Source organism: Sorangium sp. So ce726, assembly GCF_051521405.1.
GTDB lineage: Bacteria > Myxococcota_A > Polyangia > Polyangiales > Polyangiaceae > Sorangium.
The window spans coordinates 6,134,444-6,151,851 of the sequence record NZ_CP150349.1; the positions used below are offsets into that span (position 1 = coordinate 6,134,444).

13 protein-coding genes are annotated in these 17,408 nt (G+C 71.8%); 8 read left to right on the top strand and 5 right to left on the bottom strand.

What is annotated here, in order from left to right:
• Positions 1-172: 172 nt before the first annotated feature.
• The 3 genes from WME79_RS22885 to WME79_RS22895 form a co-directional block, all read right to left on the bottom strand.
• Positions 173-451 (bottom strand): hypothetical protein, encoded by a 279-nt coding sequence (locus WME79_RS22885; RefSeq protein ID WP_437538941.1) that lies wholly within the window; start codon positions 449-451, stop codon positions 173-175.
• 209 nt (positions 452-660) lie between these two features.
• Positions 661-918 carry a hypothetical protein gene (locus tag WME79_RS22890; protein ID WP_437538943.1) on the bottom strand — a complete coding sequence of 86 codons (258 nt, stop codon included), beginning with the start codon at positions 916-918 and terminating at the stop codon, positions 661-663.
• Positions 919-1,229: 311 nt separating this feature from the next.
• Entirely contained in the window at positions 1,230-1,412 is a 183-nt protein-coding gene (locus WME79_RS22895) for a hypothetical protein (protein ID WP_437538945.1), read from the bottom strand.
• Positions 1,413-1,784: 372 nt separating this feature from the next.
• Here WME79_RS22895 and WME79_RS22900 point away from each other — a divergent pair, with 372 nt between their 5' ends.
• The 7 genes from WME79_RS22900 to WME79_RS22930 all read left to right on the top strand — a co-directional run bounded on the left by WME79_RS22900 (position 1,785) and on the right by WME79_RS22930 (position 8,973).
• Positions 1,785-2,180 (top strand): VOC family protein, encoded by a 396-nt coding sequence (locus WME79_RS22900; protein WP_437538947.1) that lies wholly within the window; start codon positions 1,785-1,787, stop codon positions 2,178-2,180.
• A 232-nt stretch (positions 2,181-2,412) separates the two neighbouring features.
• A complete protein-coding gene (locus WME79_RS22905) occupies positions 2,413-4,263 on the top strand; it encodes a serine/threonine-protein kinase (protein ID WP_437538949.1) in 1,851 nt (616 codons plus the stop codon).
• A 4-nt stretch (positions 4,264-4,267) separates the two neighbouring features.
• Positions 4,268-5,146: a hypothetical protein gene (locus WME79_RS22910; protein WP_437538951.1), complete on the top strand. Its 879-nt coding sequence runs from the start codon at positions 4,268-4,270 to the stop codon at positions 5,144-5,146.
• Positions 5,146-6,006, top strand: coding sequence for a formylglycine-generating enzyme family protein (locus WME79_RS22915; protein ID WP_437538953.1), 861 nt, complete (start codon positions 5,146-5,148; stop codon positions 6,004-6,006). The genes WME79_RS22910 and WME79_RS22915 overlap by 1 nt, the downstream gene beginning before the upstream one ends.
• Positions 6,007-6,314: 308 nt before the next feature.
• Positions 6,315-6,992, top strand: coding sequence for a hydrolase (locus WME79_RS22920; protein WP_437538954.1), 678 nt, complete (start codon positions 6,315-6,317; stop codon positions 6,990-6,992).
• An 11-nt stretch (positions 6,993-7,003) separates the two neighbouring features.
• On the top strand, positions 7,004-7,150 hold the full coding sequence (locus WME79_RS22925) for a hypothetical protein (RefSeq protein ID WP_437538956.1): 147 nt from the start codon (positions 7,004-7,006) through the stop codon (positions 7,148-7,150).
• Entirely contained in the window at positions 7,147-8,973 is a 1,827-nt protein-coding gene (locus tag WME79_RS22930) for an amidohydrolase (RefSeq protein WP_437538958.1), read from the top strand. The genes WME79_RS22925 and WME79_RS22930 overlap by 4 nt, the downstream gene beginning before the upstream one ends.
• A gap of 52 nt (positions 8,974-9,025) precedes the next feature.
• On the opposite strand, the gene WME79_RS22935 is transcribed toward WME79_RS22930, so the two are convergent.
• On the bottom strand, positions 9,026-10,510 hold the full coding sequence (locus WME79_RS22935; RefSeq protein ID WP_437538960.1) for a sigma 54-interacting transcriptional regulator: 1,485 nt from the start codon (positions 10,508-10,510) through the stop codon (positions 9,026-9,028).
• A 268-nt stretch (positions 10,511-10,778) separates the two neighbouring features.
• On the opposite strand from WME79_RS22935, the gene WME79_RS22940 reads away from it, so the two are divergent.
• Positions 10,779-12,368, top strand: coding sequence for an endo alpha-1,4 polygalactosaminidase (locus tag WME79_RS22940; RefSeq protein ID WP_437538962.1), 1,590 nt, complete (start codon positions 10,779-10,781; stop codon positions 12,366-12,368).
• 66 nt (positions 12,369-12,434) lie between these two features.
• Here WME79_RS22940 and WME79_RS22945 read toward each other — a convergent pair whose 3' ends face one another.
• Positions 12,435-17,390 (bottom strand): MG2 domain-containing protein, encoded by a 4,956-nt coding sequence (locus WME79_RS22945; protein WP_437538964.1) that lies wholly within the window; start codon positions 17,388-17,390, stop codon positions 12,435-12,437.
• Positions 17,391-17,408: the final 18 nt, after the last annotated feature.

Below are 17,408 nucleotides of genomic sequence, written 5' to 3' on the forward strand. Positions count from 1 at the left end.
GAGGCCTGCTGTGGCGAACTCTCCGGCTGGGCCGAGGGAGCGTCAACGCGGACCAGGACATCCAGACGCCCGCAGGAAGGAGCAAGCGGACTCTGGCACGGCCGCTGCGGTCCAGAGGCGCCTCGACGCCGAAGGCGGCGCGATGCGAGCTCGGACTCTCGCGGCGCAGACGTCAAGGCGGAAGGAGGAGCGGAGTCATGGTGCCGCCGTAATCCCTGACCTTGCCTCCGGCGAGCTGCCGAATGAAGCCAGCCGCGCTCTCGATGGTGTTCAGCCAGTCAGCGCCCTTGAGACGTACGTGATCATCGGTCTTGAAGCCGAGCACGTCCACGGCCACAGACCACAGTCCGTCGGGATCCTCGCGGAGGTCGCTAACGCGGATCGTGATGGTCCGCGGCGCGCCTCCACCCGAGGGCGTGAATATGGACGTAACCTCTATTATTGCGTTCATCCATCCTCTCTCTTTATGGCACAATCGGTAGCTCAAGCGTGCCGCCCTCATCTTCCGCTCGACAAGTCTCCGCCTGGAAGGGGATCGGGCTCTGGCAGCCCGATGCGAACAACGATGTCGTGGACGTCGCTCGATCCGGGCAGGGTCATTTCGAGCGTGCGCACCAGCGCCCTGGTGGCCGTGTGGGTGCTCATCGGTTACAAATCTTCCTAATCTTGCGGCTCGACGGGCGGATCGAGCGCATCGCCATAGACCTCGCGCAGCACGATCGCGGCGTGGCGAGTTTCGTTCTCGATCGCATCGAGAGGATCCATCCCGCACGTGGCCGTTTGGCCCCCATCGATGTCCACTTTGACATCCCAAGGCCACTCTTCTTCCGAAGGGTTTCGGGTTGGCTCATGGATACGAACCAGGACGTCGCGCGGCTCGCCGTTTTCAGGGGTCAGCCTAAACGTCAGCTCGATCATCAGCGGATCAAGTCCCCCACTCCGTGTTCCAAATGGGTGGATCGAGGGTTCCGCCGCCGACGTTCTTGACCTTGTCGTTGACCCTCCGAGCGATGAATTGGGCACCGTCCACGATCGCCTGGGTCCAGTCCACCTGTTTCAACCGAACTTTGTCATCATCTCTGAACCCGAGGATCTCTACAGCGACAGACCAGGATGCCCCATCGGAATCGGGTCGCACATCACTGATTCGGAGCGTGATGGTTCGCGGCGGGCTGCCGTCCGCAGGGGTAAATATAGTCGTCAGCTCGAACATTGGACCTCACTTGCAATCATCTTCGCACCCGCGAAGACATTTCGACGAAGGGGCTCACGGCGAGCTCGGGCTCGGTCCCGACCTGGATCCCGCCGACGCTCACGCCGCCGCTGAACTCGAGCGCCAGCGCCGGCGCGGGAGCGACGACGAGGGCACAAGCGCAGAAGAGCCCGAGCTTGCCGTGGAAGCGCATCGACATGGTGCAGGCTCCTCGCCGAGCGGCGGCGACACGCGGTGCGGATGCACTCGCCATTTCTTCCGAGTGTGGTCTAGGCGTCAAATAGAAACTCGGCGAGCGCATCCGAAACGACATGAGTCGCTCCGTTCCGGGCATTCGCCCGTGCGCACACGATTCCGCGGTAAGAGCGCACCGCTTCGAGAGAGAGCGTCTTGTCAGCGAACATGCGCGCGAGCAGCGGAGAGAATTGACTTTCCATCTCAGAACTCGTTCCGCTCTCTCGATCTCTCGCGCTGCCCAGCGGACCGCCGGGCTCGCGGGCGGCCGCTGCCTCGTCCGGCGCTCGCGCCTTGCCTTCCGGCCCGGCGCGGCGCACCTTCGCGCCCAGCGACCATGCCCAGCGACGACCCCTACGTGATGCCCGCCTACGTCAAGCTCCTCGTCGCCGACGCGGAGCGCTCCGCCTCGTTCTACGAGCTCCTCGGCTTCACCCGCGTCCACCAGGATCCGGTGTTCATCCACCTGCGCTGGGCACGCTATGCGGATGTCTTCCTCGTCGCGACGCCGCCGGGGGTCTCGTTCTCCGGGCAGCGCGGCCTCGGCGTCATCGCCTGCTTCAGCGCCGCCGGCGACCGCGGCATCGAGACGATCGCCGCGCGCGCCGCGGCGGCCGGCGCCGCCGTCGACGGGCCGCGCGACCAGCCGTGGCACACACGGGAGGTCGTCGTCACCGACCCCGACGGCTACCGCCTCTGCTTCGTCGAGCCGAGCACGCCCCTCGAGGACTGACGGCCCCCGCCCGCGCCGGAAGGTTCTCACCTGGAGGTTCGAAACGGCCTGGAACATGGCCTGCCACGGCCCCGTCACGACCAGGCGCAACCCCGGCGTCGGCGCCGTGACGCTCCCATTCCGACAGAGGATCTGTATCCCCAGCTGATCCGCGCGGCCCTGGTTGCGGCGCCAGAGCGCACGCCCGAGGCCCCCACGCCATGAGCCGACAGCGGCGAACGACGTCAGTTGCATGAGCCCGTCGCTCGTGCCGTGTCGTTCGCCCCTCGCGGGCGTGCTCGTGTATCATCACGCCGGCATGTCGTCGGAGCCGTCGCAGCCCAGGCCCATCGGGCGATATCTGCTGTACAGCCCGATCGCATCCGGCGGCATGGCGTCCGTGCACCTCGGCCGGCTCGTCGGCGACGCGGGCTTCTCGCGCACCGTGGCCATCAAGCGGCTGCACCCCGCGCTCGCCGAGGCGCCCGAGATCGCCGAGAGCCTGCGCGACGAGGCCCGCATCGTCGCGCGCATCCAGCACCCCAACGTCGTCGCCATGGTCGACCTCCTCCTCGCCGAGGACGAGGCGTTCCTGGTCATGGAGTACGTGCGGGGCGAGTCGCTCGCGCGGCTGCTCCGGGCGGCGCGCGCGCGCGGCGCGCCGGCGCCGGTCCCCATCGTCGCGAGCATCGCGTGCGGCGCGCTCCACGGCCTGCACGCGGCCCACGAGGCGCGCAGCGAGTCGGGCGATCCGCTGGGCATCGTGCACCGGGACGTCTCGCCCGAGAACGTGCTCGTCGGCGTCGACGGAACGGCGCGGCTGCTCGACTTCGGCATCGCCAAGGCGCGCGGGCGGCTCAGCACCACCCGCGGCGGGCAGATCAAGGGCAAGCTCGCGTACATGGCGCCCGAGCAGCTCCTCTGCGCCGATGTGACCCAGCGGACCGACGTGTTCGCGGCGGGCGCGGTCCTCTGGGAGGCGCTCGCAGGCCGCCGGCTCTTCGACGGCGGCGACGAGGGCGCCCTCATCCGGGCCGTGCTCGAGGGGCCGATCGTGCCCCCGAGCGCGCTCGCAGCGCACGTGCCGTCTGCGCTCGACGCCATCGTCCTCCGTGCGCTCGAGCGGAACGCGGAGGGCCGCTACCCGACCGCCCGCGAGCTCGCGGTCGCCATCGAGGACGCCGTCCCGCTCGCGTCGCCGCGCGCCGTGGGTGAGTGGGTGGAGGAGCTCGCCGGCGACGCGCTCGCGCGGCGGGCGGCCCGCGTCGCCGCGATCGAGAGCGCGTCGGCGGCGATGCCGAGCGGCCCGGCGACGGCCAGCGCGGACGCGGCCGCGCTGGGCGGGCCGAGCGAGCCCAGCGACTGGGGCGAACGCGAGCCCACGCCGCCGAACCACCCGGCGCGGGGGCTGGCAGAGACCGCGCCCGCGATCCCGGCGAGGGCGCTCGTCCAGGGGACGCTGGCGGCTGAGCCCCCGCTCGGGTCGGTGACGTCCAGCGGGATCTCGCTGGGACTCCCTGCGACGGACGGCGCGCGGAGCGACGGCCCGCCCCCCACCGCAAGGAAGCGCGCGCGCCGGCCGCTCGCGCTGCTCGGTGTGCTGCTCCTCGGCGGCGCGGCCGTGCTCGCGGCGCAGTCGTGGCGCCGCGCCCCTCCCGGCCCGGAGGACGCCGCGCGCGCGGTCCACGCGCCCGCGGCGCAGCCGGCCAGCGCCTCGGCGGCGAGCGCCGTCGCGGCGAGCCCAACGAGCACCGTCGCGACAAGCCCGACGAGCGCCGTCGCAGCGAGCCCAACGAGCGCCGTCGCGGCGAGCCCAACGAGCACCGTCGCAGCGAGCCCGACGAGCGCCGTCGCAGCGAGCCCAACGAGCACCGTCGCGGCTGATCCGGCGAGCGCTGCCGCGGCTGACCCGACGAGCGCTGCCGCGGCTGACCCGGCGAACGCCGTCGCGCCAGCGCCCGCACAGCGCCCGGCGCGCCCGACCGCCGGCACGCGCGCACCCGCACCCGCGCCGCGGACGACCCGCGCCGACGCCCAGCGCTGCTCCCCGCCCTATACCGTGGACAAGGCCGGCATACGCCGGCTCAAGCCTGAGTGCCTGTGAACCGATGACCCCTCTCTGTCCCGCCCGCGCCCGGCTCGCGCTCTCCCTCGCCGCCGCCGCGGCGCTCTCGCTCACCGGCGCCCGCACCGACGCCGCGCCGCACAAGCAGGCGTGCGCCGCCGCCTACGAGCGCGCGCAGGGCCTCCGCCGCGACGGCCGGCTGATCGAGGCGCGCGACGCGCTCGTCACCTGCTCGCAGCCGACGTGCCCGGCGGCCGCGGTGGCCGACTGCGGGCCGTGGCTCGCCGAGGTCGAGAAGAGCCTGCCCTCCGTGGTCGTCGTCGCGAGGGACGCGCACGGGCGAGAGCGCCTCGACGTTCGCGTGCTCGTGGACGGGCGCCCCCTCGCCGCGGCGCTCGACGGCAAGGCGCTGCCGGTGGACCCGGGCCCACACACCTTCCGCTTCGAGCCCGCGACGGGCCCCGCCGTCGAGGAGCGCGTGCTGATCCGCGAAGGCGAGAAGAACCGCCCGCTCACCGTGACCCTGGGCGCGCCTCCGGCCGGCGCGCCCGCCTCCCCTCGCCCGCTCGCCCCGCGCGCCGCGCCCCCTGCGGAGCCCTCGGTCCCGGGGCTCGTGTGGGCCTCCGGCGCCGTCGGCGTCGCTGGGCTCGCCGTGTTCGCCGTCGCCGGCGCTCTCTCGCTGAGCGCCGAGGCCGACCTGCGCGCCACGTGCGCCCCGCGCTGCACGGAGGGCGAGGTGCGCGCCATCCGGGTCCAGCACGCGGTCGCGGACATCGGCCTCGGCGTGGGCGTCGTCGCGCTGGGCGCCGCGGCGTGGCTCTACATGACCCGGCCGGCCGCGGCGCAGCCCCCGAAGGCCGGCGCGACGGCGCTCTGGCCGTTCATCGCCGGCAACGCCGCGGGCGTCGCGGGGGCCTTCTGATGCGCGCGTCGGCCCGCGCCCGCGGCGGCGCCGCCGCCCTGGTGGTTGCCTTCCTCTCGGCGTGCTCGCTCGTGCGGCCGCTGCACGGCCTCACCTGCGAGCCCGGGGCCGGCAACGCCTCCTGCCTGTACGGCCAGCCCTGCGACGCCAGCGCCGACTGCGCGACGGCCGCTTGCGCCGAGGGCGTCTGCCAGTGCCCCGCCGGCATGGTGACGATCGAGAGCTCGTTCTGCATCGACCAGACCGAGGTGTCGAACGCCGCCTACCGCGCCTTCCTCGCCACGCAGCCGGACGTCGCGGCGCAGGAGCCGTTCTGCTCGTTCAACAGCACGTTCGATTTCGACGACACCGGGCCCGACGCGCCCCCCGTGTGCACGACGCGCCGCAAGGAGGACGAGCACCCCGCCACCTGCGTCGACTGGTGCGACGCGCGCGCCTTCTGCAAGAGCCAGGGCAAGCGCCTCTGCGGCGAGCGCAACGGCGGCCCGCTGCCGTTCCGCGGTGAGTTGGCGCAGGGCGAGTGGTTCGACGCGTGCAGCAAGCAGGGCGCGCTCGCTCACTCCACCGGCGAGTTCAACGCTCTCCAGTGCAACGGCGACAGCACCGAGACGGTGCCGGTCGGCGACGACGCCAGCCTGGCGTGCGAGGGCGGCTACCTCGGCCTGCAGCACATGAGCGGAAACGTCCGCGAGTGGGAAGACGCGTGCTCCGACGACGTCGGCCCCGGCGACCTCTGCAGGACCCGGGGCGGGGCGTTCGACAGCGGGGGAGCGCTCGAAGAGCTCCGGTGCGACGCGCGCGACGAGCGCGAGCGCGCCGACACCGATCACACCATCGGCTTCCGCTGCTGTAGCGGGTAGCGCCTCGACGGCGCCGGCGGCCGCTCGCCCTCTCCCTTCGAGGTCGAGAGGAGCGCGCGAGCTCGTCGAAGGGCCCCCCCGGACGCAGCCGGCCGGCGGTGGTCCAGGACGAACCTGCGATCTTCATCGCTCGACTTCGGGCCGCGAGAGCACCACAGGAGCCTTCGGCTCTCGGCAGTTTCGTCCAAGAACGTGCGGTCACGACCGCATAGGGTGACGGCCGCACCGGCCCGAGGGGGGCGCGGACGCCGCTCGTGATCGGCAAGGTCGTCCGTTCGACCGTCAATGGCAGGAGCGATGAGAGAGACATGAACCAGTATCAAAAGCTGTACACACCGCAGGACACCGCCGTCGTCTTCATCGATCATCAGCCGCAGATGATGTTCGGCGTCGCCAGCATCGACCGCGCGACGCTGATCAACAACGTGACGCTCCTCGCGAAGGTGGCGAAGGAGTTCAAGGTCCCGGTCATCCTCACGTCGGTGGAGACGGAGTCCTTCAGTGGCTATGTGTGGCCTCAGCTCCTCGACGTGTTCCCCGGCCAGCCCGTCATCGAGCGCAGCTCGATGAACTCGTGGGACGACCCGGCGTTCCGGAAGGCCATCGAGGCGACGGGGAGAAAGAACCTCCTGATGACGGGGCTCTGGACCGAGGTCTGCGTGACCTGGCCGACCATCGAGCTCCTGGGCGCCGGCTACAACGTCTATGTCGTCGAGGATTGCTGTGGAGCCACCTCTCCCGCGGCCCATGAAGCAGCCTTGTCGCGCATGGTCCAGGCGGGCGCCGTGCGCCTCACGACGCTCCCCGCGCTGCTGGAGTGGCAGCGCGACTGGGCGCGTCGCGAGCACTACAACAACCTGATGGGGCTGCTCAAGCAGCAGGCCGGCGCGTACGGCGTGGGCGTCGAGTACGCCTACACGATGGTCCACCGCGCGCCTCAGTCCGCGGCGAAGCCGCAGATCGTGCCGAAGAAATCCGGCCACTAGGCGGCCCGCAGATGAGCCGGACGATCCACGTCGCCATCACCCGGCGTGTCCGGAAGGAGCACGCCGAGGCGTTCGAGCGGGGCCTGGCCGAGTTCGCGCGCCGGTCCCTGGACGAGCTGGCCGCGCAGTGGCTCAACCCGACGAACGGAGACCCATGAAACCTGCCGATCTCATCCTCTCCAACGGACGCATCACCACGCTCGATCCGCGGCGCCCCGAGGCGCGCGAGGTCGTCGTGGTCGGCGGGCGGATCGCCGGGGTCGACAACGCCTCGGAGTTCCACCGCGGGCCGGACACCAAGGTGGTCGACCTCGGCGGGCGCAGGGTCATCCCTGGCCTCAACGACTCGCACCTCCACGTCATCCGCGGCGGCCTGAACTACAACATGGAGCTGCGCTGGGAAGGCGTGCCTTCGCTGTCCATCGCGCTCCGGATGCTCCGCGAGCAGGCGGCGCGCACGCCGGCCCCGCAGTGGGTGCGCGTCGTCGGCGGCTTCAGCGAGTTCCAGTTCGCCGAGCGCCGCCTGCCGACGCTGGACGAGATCAACGCCGCGGCGCCGGACACGCCGGCCTTCCTCCTGCACCTCTACGGCCAGGCCTTGCTCAACCGCGCGGCCCTGCGGGCCTGCGGCTACACCCGGGAGACGCCCGACCCGCCCGGGGGCGAGATCGCCCGCGACAGGGCGGGCAACCCCACAGGCCTCCTGATCGCCCGGCCGAACGCGACCATCCTCTACGCGACGCTGGCCAAGGGGCCAAAGCTCCCGCCGGAGCACCAAGTCAATTCGACACGCCACTTCATGCGGGAGCTGAACCGCCTGGGCGTCACGAGCGTGTGCGACGCCGGCGGCGGCTTCCAGCGTTATCCCGAGGACTACGAGATCATCCAGAAGCTGCACGAGCGCGGCGAGATGACCCTGCGCATCGCCTACAACCTGTTCACGCAGAAGGCCGGCGCGGAGCTCGAGGACTTCATGCGTTGGTCCAAGGTCGTCGAGCCGGGCGAGGGCGATGACCTCCTCCGCTGCAACGGCGCCGGGGAGATGCTCGTCTTCTCCGCGGCGGACTTCGAGGACTTCCTGGAGCCGCGCCCGGATCTCCCGGAGACGATGGAGGCCGAGCTCGAGCGCGTCGTGCGCTTCCTGGCCGAGAACCGCTGGCCCTTCCGGATCCATGCCACATACGACGAGTCGATCGCGCGGTTCCTGGACGTCTTCGAGAAGGTCGACCGGGACGCGCCGCTCGGAGGGCTGCGCTGGTTCTTCGATCACTGCGAGACGATCTCCGACCGCAACATGGAGCGCGTGAGGGCGCTCGGCGGCGGCATCGCCGTCCAGCACCGGATGGCGTTCCAGGGCGAGTATTTCGTGGAGCGGTACGGCGCGCGGGCGGCCGAGCGCACGCCGCCCATCCGGCGCATGCTGGAGCTCGGCATCCCGGTCGGCGCAGGGACCGACGCCACGCGCGTGGCGAGCTACAACCCGTTCGTCGCGCTGTACTGGATGACCACGGGAAAGACGCTGGGAGGGCTCTCCCTCTATCCCGCGAAATCGCGGCTGACACGGGAAGAAGCGCTCCGGCTGTACACGCAAGGCAGCACGTGGATGTCGCGAGACGAGGGCACCCGCGGCACAATCGCGGCTGGCCAGCTCGCCGATCTGGCCGTCCTGAGCGACGACTACTTCCGTATCCCTGACGAGGAGATCCAGTCGCTCGAGTCGGTGCTCACGATCCTCGGCGGCAAGCCGGTGTACGCGGCGGGTGACTTCAAGCCGCTCGACCCGGGCGACCTGCCCGTCATGCCCGACTGGTCGCCGCTCCACCATCACCCCGGCGCGTGGCGGCGCTCCTCGGCGGGCCAGGAGCCCGCGGGCCAGGCGCTCTCGCGGGCGACCGCCCTCCAGCGCAGGGCGGAGCTCCCGCGATGGCTCTCGGAGCTGCGCGGCCTGCTCGACGGCGGGTGCGAGTGCTTCGCGTTCTGACGCCCGCGAGCGGCCGGCCACCGGGCGCGGCGCCCATGTGCTCTCCCGACGCTCACCGCCTGATGTCGTACTTGTCCAGCTTGTAGAGCAGCGCGCGCCGCGAGATGCCGAGCCGCTTCGCCGCGCGCGTCTGGTTGTTCCCCTCGGCGGCGAGGGCGTCCTCGATGCTCTTCTTCTCCAGCTCGGCGAGGCGCGCCGGCATCGTCCCGCCGTCGGCGGACGGCGGTGGCGCCCCCGTGCTCGCCGGCGGCGCGCCCGCGCTCGCGGGGGGCGCGCCGCCCTCGGCGCCCTCCACCACGGAGGCCGGAAGGTGCTCGACCTCGATGACGCCACTCTCGGCCAGGACGACGGCGTGCTCCACCGCGTTGCGCAGCTCGCGCAGGTTGCCGGGCCACGCGTGCGCCTCGAGCGCCTGCATCGCCGCGGGCGCGAAGCGCGGCGCCCGCTCCCCCATGCGCCCGGCGATCTGCTGCGCGAAGCGGTGCGCGAGCAGCGCGATCTCGGCGCGCCGCTCGCGCAGCGGCGGGACGCGGAGGACGAACGTGCTGATGCGATAGTAAAGATCCTGCCGGAACCTCCCGGCTGCCACCTCGGCCTGGAGGTCCCGGTGCGTCGCGCACACGACGCGCACGTCGAGCTCGATCTCCTGCGTGCCGCCGATCCGGGCCACGCGCCGGCTCTCGAGCACGCGCAGCAGCTTGGCCTGCATGGCGAGCGGCATCTCGCCGATCTCGTCGAGCAGCAGCGTGCCGCCCTGCGCCGCCTCGAAGTAGCCGATCTTGCGGCGATCCGCCCCGGTGAACGCGGCCTTCTCGTGCCCGAAGAGCTCGCTCTCGAGCAGCGCCTCGGGCAGCGCCGCGCAGCTGAGCCTCACGAACGGGCCCCCGGCGCGCGGGCTGGCGCGGTGGAGCTGCTCGGAGACGACCTCTTTCCCCGCGCCCGTCTCGCCGAGCACGAGCACCGTCGTCTGCGCGCGCGCGAGGCGCTGCACCACCTGGAAGACCTTCACCATCGCCTCGTCCGCGACGACGAACCCGGCGCCGAGGCCAGAGGGCGGGCCCTCCAGCGCCTCCGGCTCGGCCCCCGGCGGCGCCGCCTCGACGCGCGCAGGCGCCGCGATCGCGACGACGATCTCGACCGGGCCGATGCGGATCACGTCGCCGCCGGCGAGGGGCCGCTCCGCCCCGCGCACGACGGCGCCGTTCACCGACGTGCCGTTGCGGCTCCCGAGGTCGACGAGCGCGACGGTCTGGCCCCGCCGCGCGACGCACGCGTGGTTGCGCGAGACGCGGGCGTCGTCGAGGCAGACCGTGGACTCCGGCGCGCGGCCGACCGCGACCACCTCGCCGTCGGTGAGATCGATCACCCGCGCCGCGCCATCACCGGCGCGGATGATCAGGGAAGCCTGCCCCTGCGGCGTCCCCTCGCCGGGCGCGCTCTCCGCGGCGTCGAGCTCGGTCGCGACCTCGGCCGCGGTACGCGGCGGCGCCGCGCTCGGCGGAGAAGCTGCCTGTCGACGAGGGTCTCGCTCCGCCATGCCGTTCGAAGGTTGCGCAAGTGTACGACGCTTGCGCAACCCGCAGCAACCGCAGCGCGCGCCGCCGCGCGGAAGACGCGGAGCGCACGCTGGTCCCCGCCTTGCAATGCCTCTGCGGAGCGCACGGACCCAGTGCCTCGACGGCGCGCGTGGAGACGCTGCTGGAGCCGCCATCGCCGAGAGCCATCGCGGGGACCGGAGCGTCTGGAGACGCATCGCGCCGACGTGCGCCTGGCTTCACGAACGACCAACACGACAGGAGACGAGCATGACTTATCCCATCCGACCGGCGTCCTCTCTCGCGATCTGCGGCGCCCTGCGCCATGCCCTCGTGAGCCTGGCCGCGACGCTCGCCGCCGTCGGGTGCGGCGCGGATCCGGGCTCCGACGCGGAGATCGCCTCGGCGGCGAGCGGCGACGCGGTCAGCGGCGCCCTGACGATGACCTGCTCCAAGCTGACGGTGAGCCGGGGCAGCATCGGCGCCGGGCAGACGGCCGCCGCGCTCGCGACGGCGGATCTCACGGGCAAGCAGGATGTGTGGAAGAAGTACGTCGAGTTCGCGCCCGGCACGAGCGCGACGTGCGAGTACGCGCTCCCCTCGGGCACCTCGGCGGCGCAGCTCTCGTCCCTCGCGCTGGGCGTGAATTACCGCGGCCCGGCGAAGTCGGCGATGCGCTGGACCTTCGAGGCGTGGGACGCGGCCGCCGGCGCCTGGGTCCCGGTCGGCGACAACGCGTTCGCGCGCAACTGGTCCTGGACGAGCGCGAGCCTGAGCCTGCCGGAGCCGCTCGGGCGGTTCGTGGCGGGCGGCACCCTCAAGATCCGGTACGCGACGAGCAGCTCCGCCGACAGCTCGCTGCTCGACAAGCTCGTCCTCACGGGCACGACCAGCGACGGCTCCACTAGCACCAGCGGCTCCACCGGTACCGGTGGCAGCGGCGGCACCGGCGGCTCCGGCGGCAGCGGTGGCTCCGGCGGCTCCGGCGGCACTGGCGGCACCGGCGGCTCCGGCGGCAGCGGTGGCTCCGGCGGCTCCGGCGGCACTGGCGGCACCGGCGGCTCCGGCGGCTCCGGCGGCAGCGGTGGTTCCGGCGGTTCCACCGGCACCGGTGGCTCCGGCGGCTCCACCGGCACCGGTGGCTCCACCGGCGGCATCTGGGTCCCCGCGCCGGGGACGACGTGGCAATGGCAGCTCACGGGCACCATCGACACCAGCCTCGATGTCGCCATGTACGATATCGACCTCTTCGATGCCCCGCAGGCGAAGATCGACACGCTGCGCGCGGCCGGGAAGAAGGTGATCTGCTACTTCAGCGCGGGGAGCAGCGAGGACTGGCGCGACGACGCGTCGAAGTTCCCCGCCGCAGGGCTCGGCAACCCGCTCGACGGCTGGCCGGGCGAGCGGTGGCTCGACACCCGCAACGCCGGCGTGCGCAACGTCATGAAGGCTCGGCTGGATCTGGCGGTGCAGAAGCGCTGCGACGGCGTGGAGCCCGACAACGTCGACGGCTACACCAACAGCCCCGGCTTCCCGCTGACGGCGGCGACGCAGCTCGATTACAACCGATTCCTGGCCACCGAGGCGCACGCGCGCGGGCTGTCCATCGGGCTGAAGAACGATCTCGATCAGGTGAAAGACCTGGTGGGAAGCTTCGACTGGGCCCTGAACGAGGAGTGCCACGAATACGACGAGTGCGACATGCTCACCCCGTTCATTCGCGCGGGCAAGGCGGTGTTCCACGCGGAGTACGTCGACGCCTCGCAGGCAAACGCCGTCTGCGCCGCCACGAAGCCGCTCGGGCTCTCGACCTTGATCAAGAAGCTCGACCTCGACGCCTGGCGCGTCGCCTGCCCCTGATCCCCACGCCAGCGCAGGGGCGCTGGCCGCGCACCCGCGGTCAGCGCCCCTCGCCCGCTCAGCCCCTCACTCCCCCGCCACTTCGAGGAGCTGCGCTCCGGAGAAGCTCTGCTGTTCCGGCTGGTAGTACGGGTGCGCCTCGGCGCCGCCGTCCTCCGCCCTGACAGGCATGGTCGCTTGCAGCCGGTAAGCGAAGGTGGCCGCGCGCCCCGCAGGGATCTCCTTCACGTAGAGGATCAGCTGCTTGCCCGTGATCTCGAACTTCGAGAGCTGGCCCGCCGCGATGTACTCCTGGAGATCCTCGGTCAGGAGCTGGAAGCCGGGCGGCAGCCCCACGGTCACGAGGACCATGCTCTGCACCGAGTCCGTCTTGTTCTGGACGCTCAGCGACGCCGTCACGATGTCGTCCACGTACAGCTGGGTCTTGTCGTACGTCACGCTGACCGCGAGCGGGCCTCCCGCGTCGTTCGGGACCGCGCTCCACGGCAGGTTGTGGCGGCCTACCAGGTTGTAGCTGAGCTTCCCCTCGCCCGAGAACGCGATCGTGACGTCGTGCGCGCCCGCGGTCGCGAGGTGTGTGAGGTCGACCGTCGTCATGACGTCGGCCTGGTCCTCGCGCAGGGAGACCGTGCCCGCCGCCTCGCCGTCGACCGCGACGGTCACCGTCCCCGTGGCGCCCTCCGTCCCCTTGCTCGCGGCGAGGAGCAGGGTGCGCAGGCTCCAGATCGTCGCCTGGGTGGAGCCGAAATTGCCGTTCGCGTCCTTCGACTGGGTCAGGAACTTCACGCCGCCGTCGGCGCTCGGCCGGTGGGCACCCGCGGAGAGCAGCGCGTGGGCCGCGAGCGCGGTGGTCGTGACCCTGGCGTCGTTCCCGGACTCGTAGAACGAGGTCTGCGTGCCCCCGTCATCCCAGTAAAATGCGTCTCCTTCCGCGGTCTTGCGCTGGTCCAGCGCGTCGAGCACGCTGTCGGTCAGCGCGCCGGAGGGGTCGGCCACGGCGAGCGCGTTGGCCGCGATCGCCAGCGTGTACAGGTCGTCGGTCGCCGGCTTCAGCGAGCGGCCCAGGTAGGCGAGCCCCGTCCCGATCTCGGGCCCCGTGTACCCCGCGCTCGCGAGCGCCCAGAGCACGAAGGCGCTGTTGCGGAGCGTGCCCGTGTGGAAGCTGAAGAACTCGGTCTGGTCGCCTTCCCACGTGCCGTCCGCCTTCTGCTGCCCGGCGAGCCACGCGACGGTCCGGGCGAGCATCGCCTCGTCCACGGTGTGGACCTTGATCATGTCGGCGAACTCCATGACGCCGAACGCTGTGACCGACAGGTACGGATGCCCGTCCTGCTCACCGAACCACGAGAAGCCGCCGCCCGAGTGCTCGAACGTGAGCAATCGCTGGTACCCCGCCGAGATCAGCGACTCGGCCTTCATCTGGATCTCCGGGGTGATCTGGCCAGTCTGCTTCATGTACTGCGTGACGAGCACGTTGGGCCAGGTCGTCGAGGTGGTCTGCTCGAAGCAGCCATTCGGGACCTGGAGCATGCTGTCCATGCCGCTCACGACCTGCGACAGGAACGCGGGGTAGATCTCGAGATAGAGCTGGTTCGAGCCGGGGACCGCGTCCGCAGGGAACGACAGCGCGTGGGCGGCGTTGCCCGGCGCGAGCATGCCAGACTCGCTCTCTGCAAAGGGCTTCCCGTCCGGGACCACGCGCACGGTGCGGGCCACGGCGTCGGCGCCCGCGCTGCCCCGCGCGGTGACGGTGAGCGAGTTGACGCCCACCGTGTTCACCTTCACCGGGAACCGGACGCCGCGCACCTCGCCCGCCGCGAGGGACACCGTCGTCGACGTCGCGCCGAGCGGCGTATACCAGCTCCCCGGCTCGAGGCTGAGATCGACCGTCTGCGGCGTCTCCAGGTAGTTGTAGACGGCGATCGGGAACTCGACCTCATCGCCGCGCGTGAGCGTGGCCGGGAAGCTCACGTCGACGAAGAAGTCCTGGAACACCTTGAAGCCGCTCTGGATGCCGCCGAGCTTGCCGTCGGTCGAGTTCGCCAGCGCCGAGAGCCGCCACTCGGTGATGCTGTCCGCGAGCGGGATGCTCAGGGTGGCCGTGCCGTCGGGGCTCGTGATCACGCTCGGGTTGACGTAGAGGGTCTCCGGGAACTCGCGCCGGACGCGCGGCCCGCCGGCGCCGCCAGGCTCCTCGGTGGGCTCCCCGGCCGAGCCGCCGCCCGTTCCGGTCCCCGCTCCGCTCGCGCTCGCGACGCCACCATTGGCCCAGCCGCCGTCCGCGTCAGGGACGGCCCCTTCATCCCACCCTTGCGGGGGCACCTGGACCCCGAGATCGCTGAACGCGAACGCGAACGTCGCGTCGTCCTGGCTCTGCTCCACCTCGTCGGGCCCCGACGATTGCAGCGTGAGCCCGCTCCAGCTGGAGGCCACCCGGTACGCGTTGCCCCACACATCAAAGGCGCGCAGGCGCTCGGCGACCCGGCTCCCGAGCAGCTCGACGTACACGCCCCCCCCGTTGCAGCTGAACTGGGTGCTGTCGCAGCCGAGCGCCTTCAGCTCCTGCGCGGCGGCCACGGTGGCCTCCGCGAGCCAGGGCTTCATGACGCCCTTCTGGCGCTCGTAGAACGGCGCGAGCTCCTCCGGCACCTTCGCCAGCACGGCGGGCCACGTGCGCGCCTGGAGCCCGGTGAGCGACGTGCCGGCGAGCGCGGCGAGCGAGGCCTGGGTCTTCACCTGCGCGGCCTCGGCCTGCTCGGGATCCTCGCTCGCGGTCGCGTTGAACAGCAGGTCCTGGAGGTTCGCGGCCGGGCCGTGGATCTCGTAGCTCGGCTTCGCGAACTCGTCCTCCAGCTCGAAGTACGTGCGGAGCAGCCCGGGCTGGGCGTCGACCAGCGCGAAGACGGCCTGATCGACCACCTGGACGCCGAGCGCGGCGACCTTCGGGTTCCCCGCGTCGTCCTTGACCGACAGCCGCAGCGTCGCCGTCTCCCCCGGCGCATACAGCGGCTTGTCGGCCTGGACCTCGACGCTCAGCGCGGAGTCGCCCCGCGCGAACACGGTGCGGCCGGAGCGGACCAGGTTGCCATCGTCGTCGACCAGGTAGGCCTCGACCCGGTTGCTGCCGAGCAGGCCGGCGTCGACGGGCATGCTGAAATGGGCGCGCCCGCCCTCGAGCTCGAGAGAGCGCATGTCGACGGCCTGACCGTCGTTCAGCCAGTCGACATAGACGCTGCCGGCCTCCTCGCTGGACTCGATGGTGACCTCGACCGTCTCGCCGGTCTCGTAGACGGCCCGGTCGGTGCGCACGAGGAGGTGCTCGCCGCCCGTCTGCGTGCCGAACGAGAACTTCCGCGTGACCGCCCGCTCCCCCACCGTCGCCCGCACCTCGAACGCGCCGTCCGCCGTCGCGCCGTCCGCCGTCGCGACCGGCGGGGTGAAGCTCACCACGGCCTGGCCGAAGGCGTCGGTGCGCGCGGTGAGCTGCGTGCCGTCCGGCGCCGTGATGACCGCGGCCGTGTCGGCGAGCGGCGCCCCGAGCGGGTCGGTGACGAAGAGAAGGAGGGTGTTGGGGATCCCCGGGACGAGCTCGCGCGCCTCGGGCACGAGCACGATCGAGGCCGCGTCGGCGGCGACCTTGACCGGGATCGCCTTCGTGACCTCCTGTCCCGCCGTGTCCGCGACGGTGACGGTGAGCGTCACGGCCGCGTCGCCCTGCTCCAGCGGCAGGCCCGCGAGGCTCGGCGGAAGCGTCAGGCTGAACCCGTAATGGCCCTCGGCGTTGAGCTCGCCCACGATGCGCTGGAACGTCGTCTGACCGATGTCCAGCGACGCCGCCTCGATGGTCACGCTGCCGCCGGCGACGTTCTTGCCGAAGAAATAGCGCGCATCGATGGTGCCAGTCAGCGTGTCGCCCGCCGTGTACCACGGCCTGTCGGTCCTCACGGCGACCTCGAACTTGGGCAGCGCGTACTGCCCCACAGTCACGACCTTCTCCGTCGTGGTCTCCCCGCTCACGAGGCGCACCTTGAACTCGCCGGTGTTGACGATGGATCCGATCCGGAACGTCGTCGCCGCGACGCCATAAGCGTCGGTCACGATCGGCTTCTTGAAGATCTTGTTGCCCTTGCCGTCCTCCACCTCGAACGTGATCGGCTCGCGGACGAGCGGCGCGTTGTTCCCCCGCTCGAGCGCGAGCGCGCGCAGGTGGATCGTCTGGCCGGGCTTGTAGAGCGGCTTGTCGGTGGTGAGGAGCAGCTTCGGGCCGGGGCCCTCGACGGTGATGTTCGCGGTGAGGGCCGCGTTGACGCCGAAGCCGAGCGCCTGCGCGGAGACGGGGTGCGCGCCGAGCGCGCCGGGCTCCACCTCGAACACCGCGGCGCCGAGCGCGTCGGTCGTCCCGCGGAGCGGCCGCGCCCCCTCGCCCACCGAGAGCTCGACCTCCACGTTGGGCACCGGCTGATGGGAGAAAGCGTCGGTCGCGCGCACGCGGTAGCTCGCCGTGCGCCCGCGCACCACGCGCGCCGGCCCCTCGAGCTGCACGTCGTAGGGCGGGATGACGCGGAGAAGGCTCCGCGTGACGAGCAGCCCCTCCTCCGACCCGTCGTCGACGCGAACGACGTACCTCGCGAGGCCCGGCTGCGCGCTCACGGCCGGCGCCGGAAGGCGCGCCTCCGCGGTCGTCGCCGTCCCGCCCGCGATCTCCAGGTCGACCTCGGTCGTGCCTTGTTCCTTGTCCGCGGCGAGATCGACGAGCGTGACGCGCAGGTGGCCGCTCGTCGCGCCGGCGGTCAGGTTGCGCACCGGGATCTGGAGGCGCAGATCGCCCCCGTCGATCGCGCCCAGCAGCCTCGCTTCGTCGATTTCGAGCGTGCCGTTCCGCGGTTGATCCGGGCGACCGAGCGTCGTTGGCGGGGCCTCATCGGAGGAGCACCCCGCCGCGAACGCGCTCGCCAGCGCCAGCGCAGCGAGCAGGTGGGGAGAGCTCCAGCGTCGGCGGAGAGCATCGAAGCGTACGCGCATAAGTCCAAATCCTCCCGA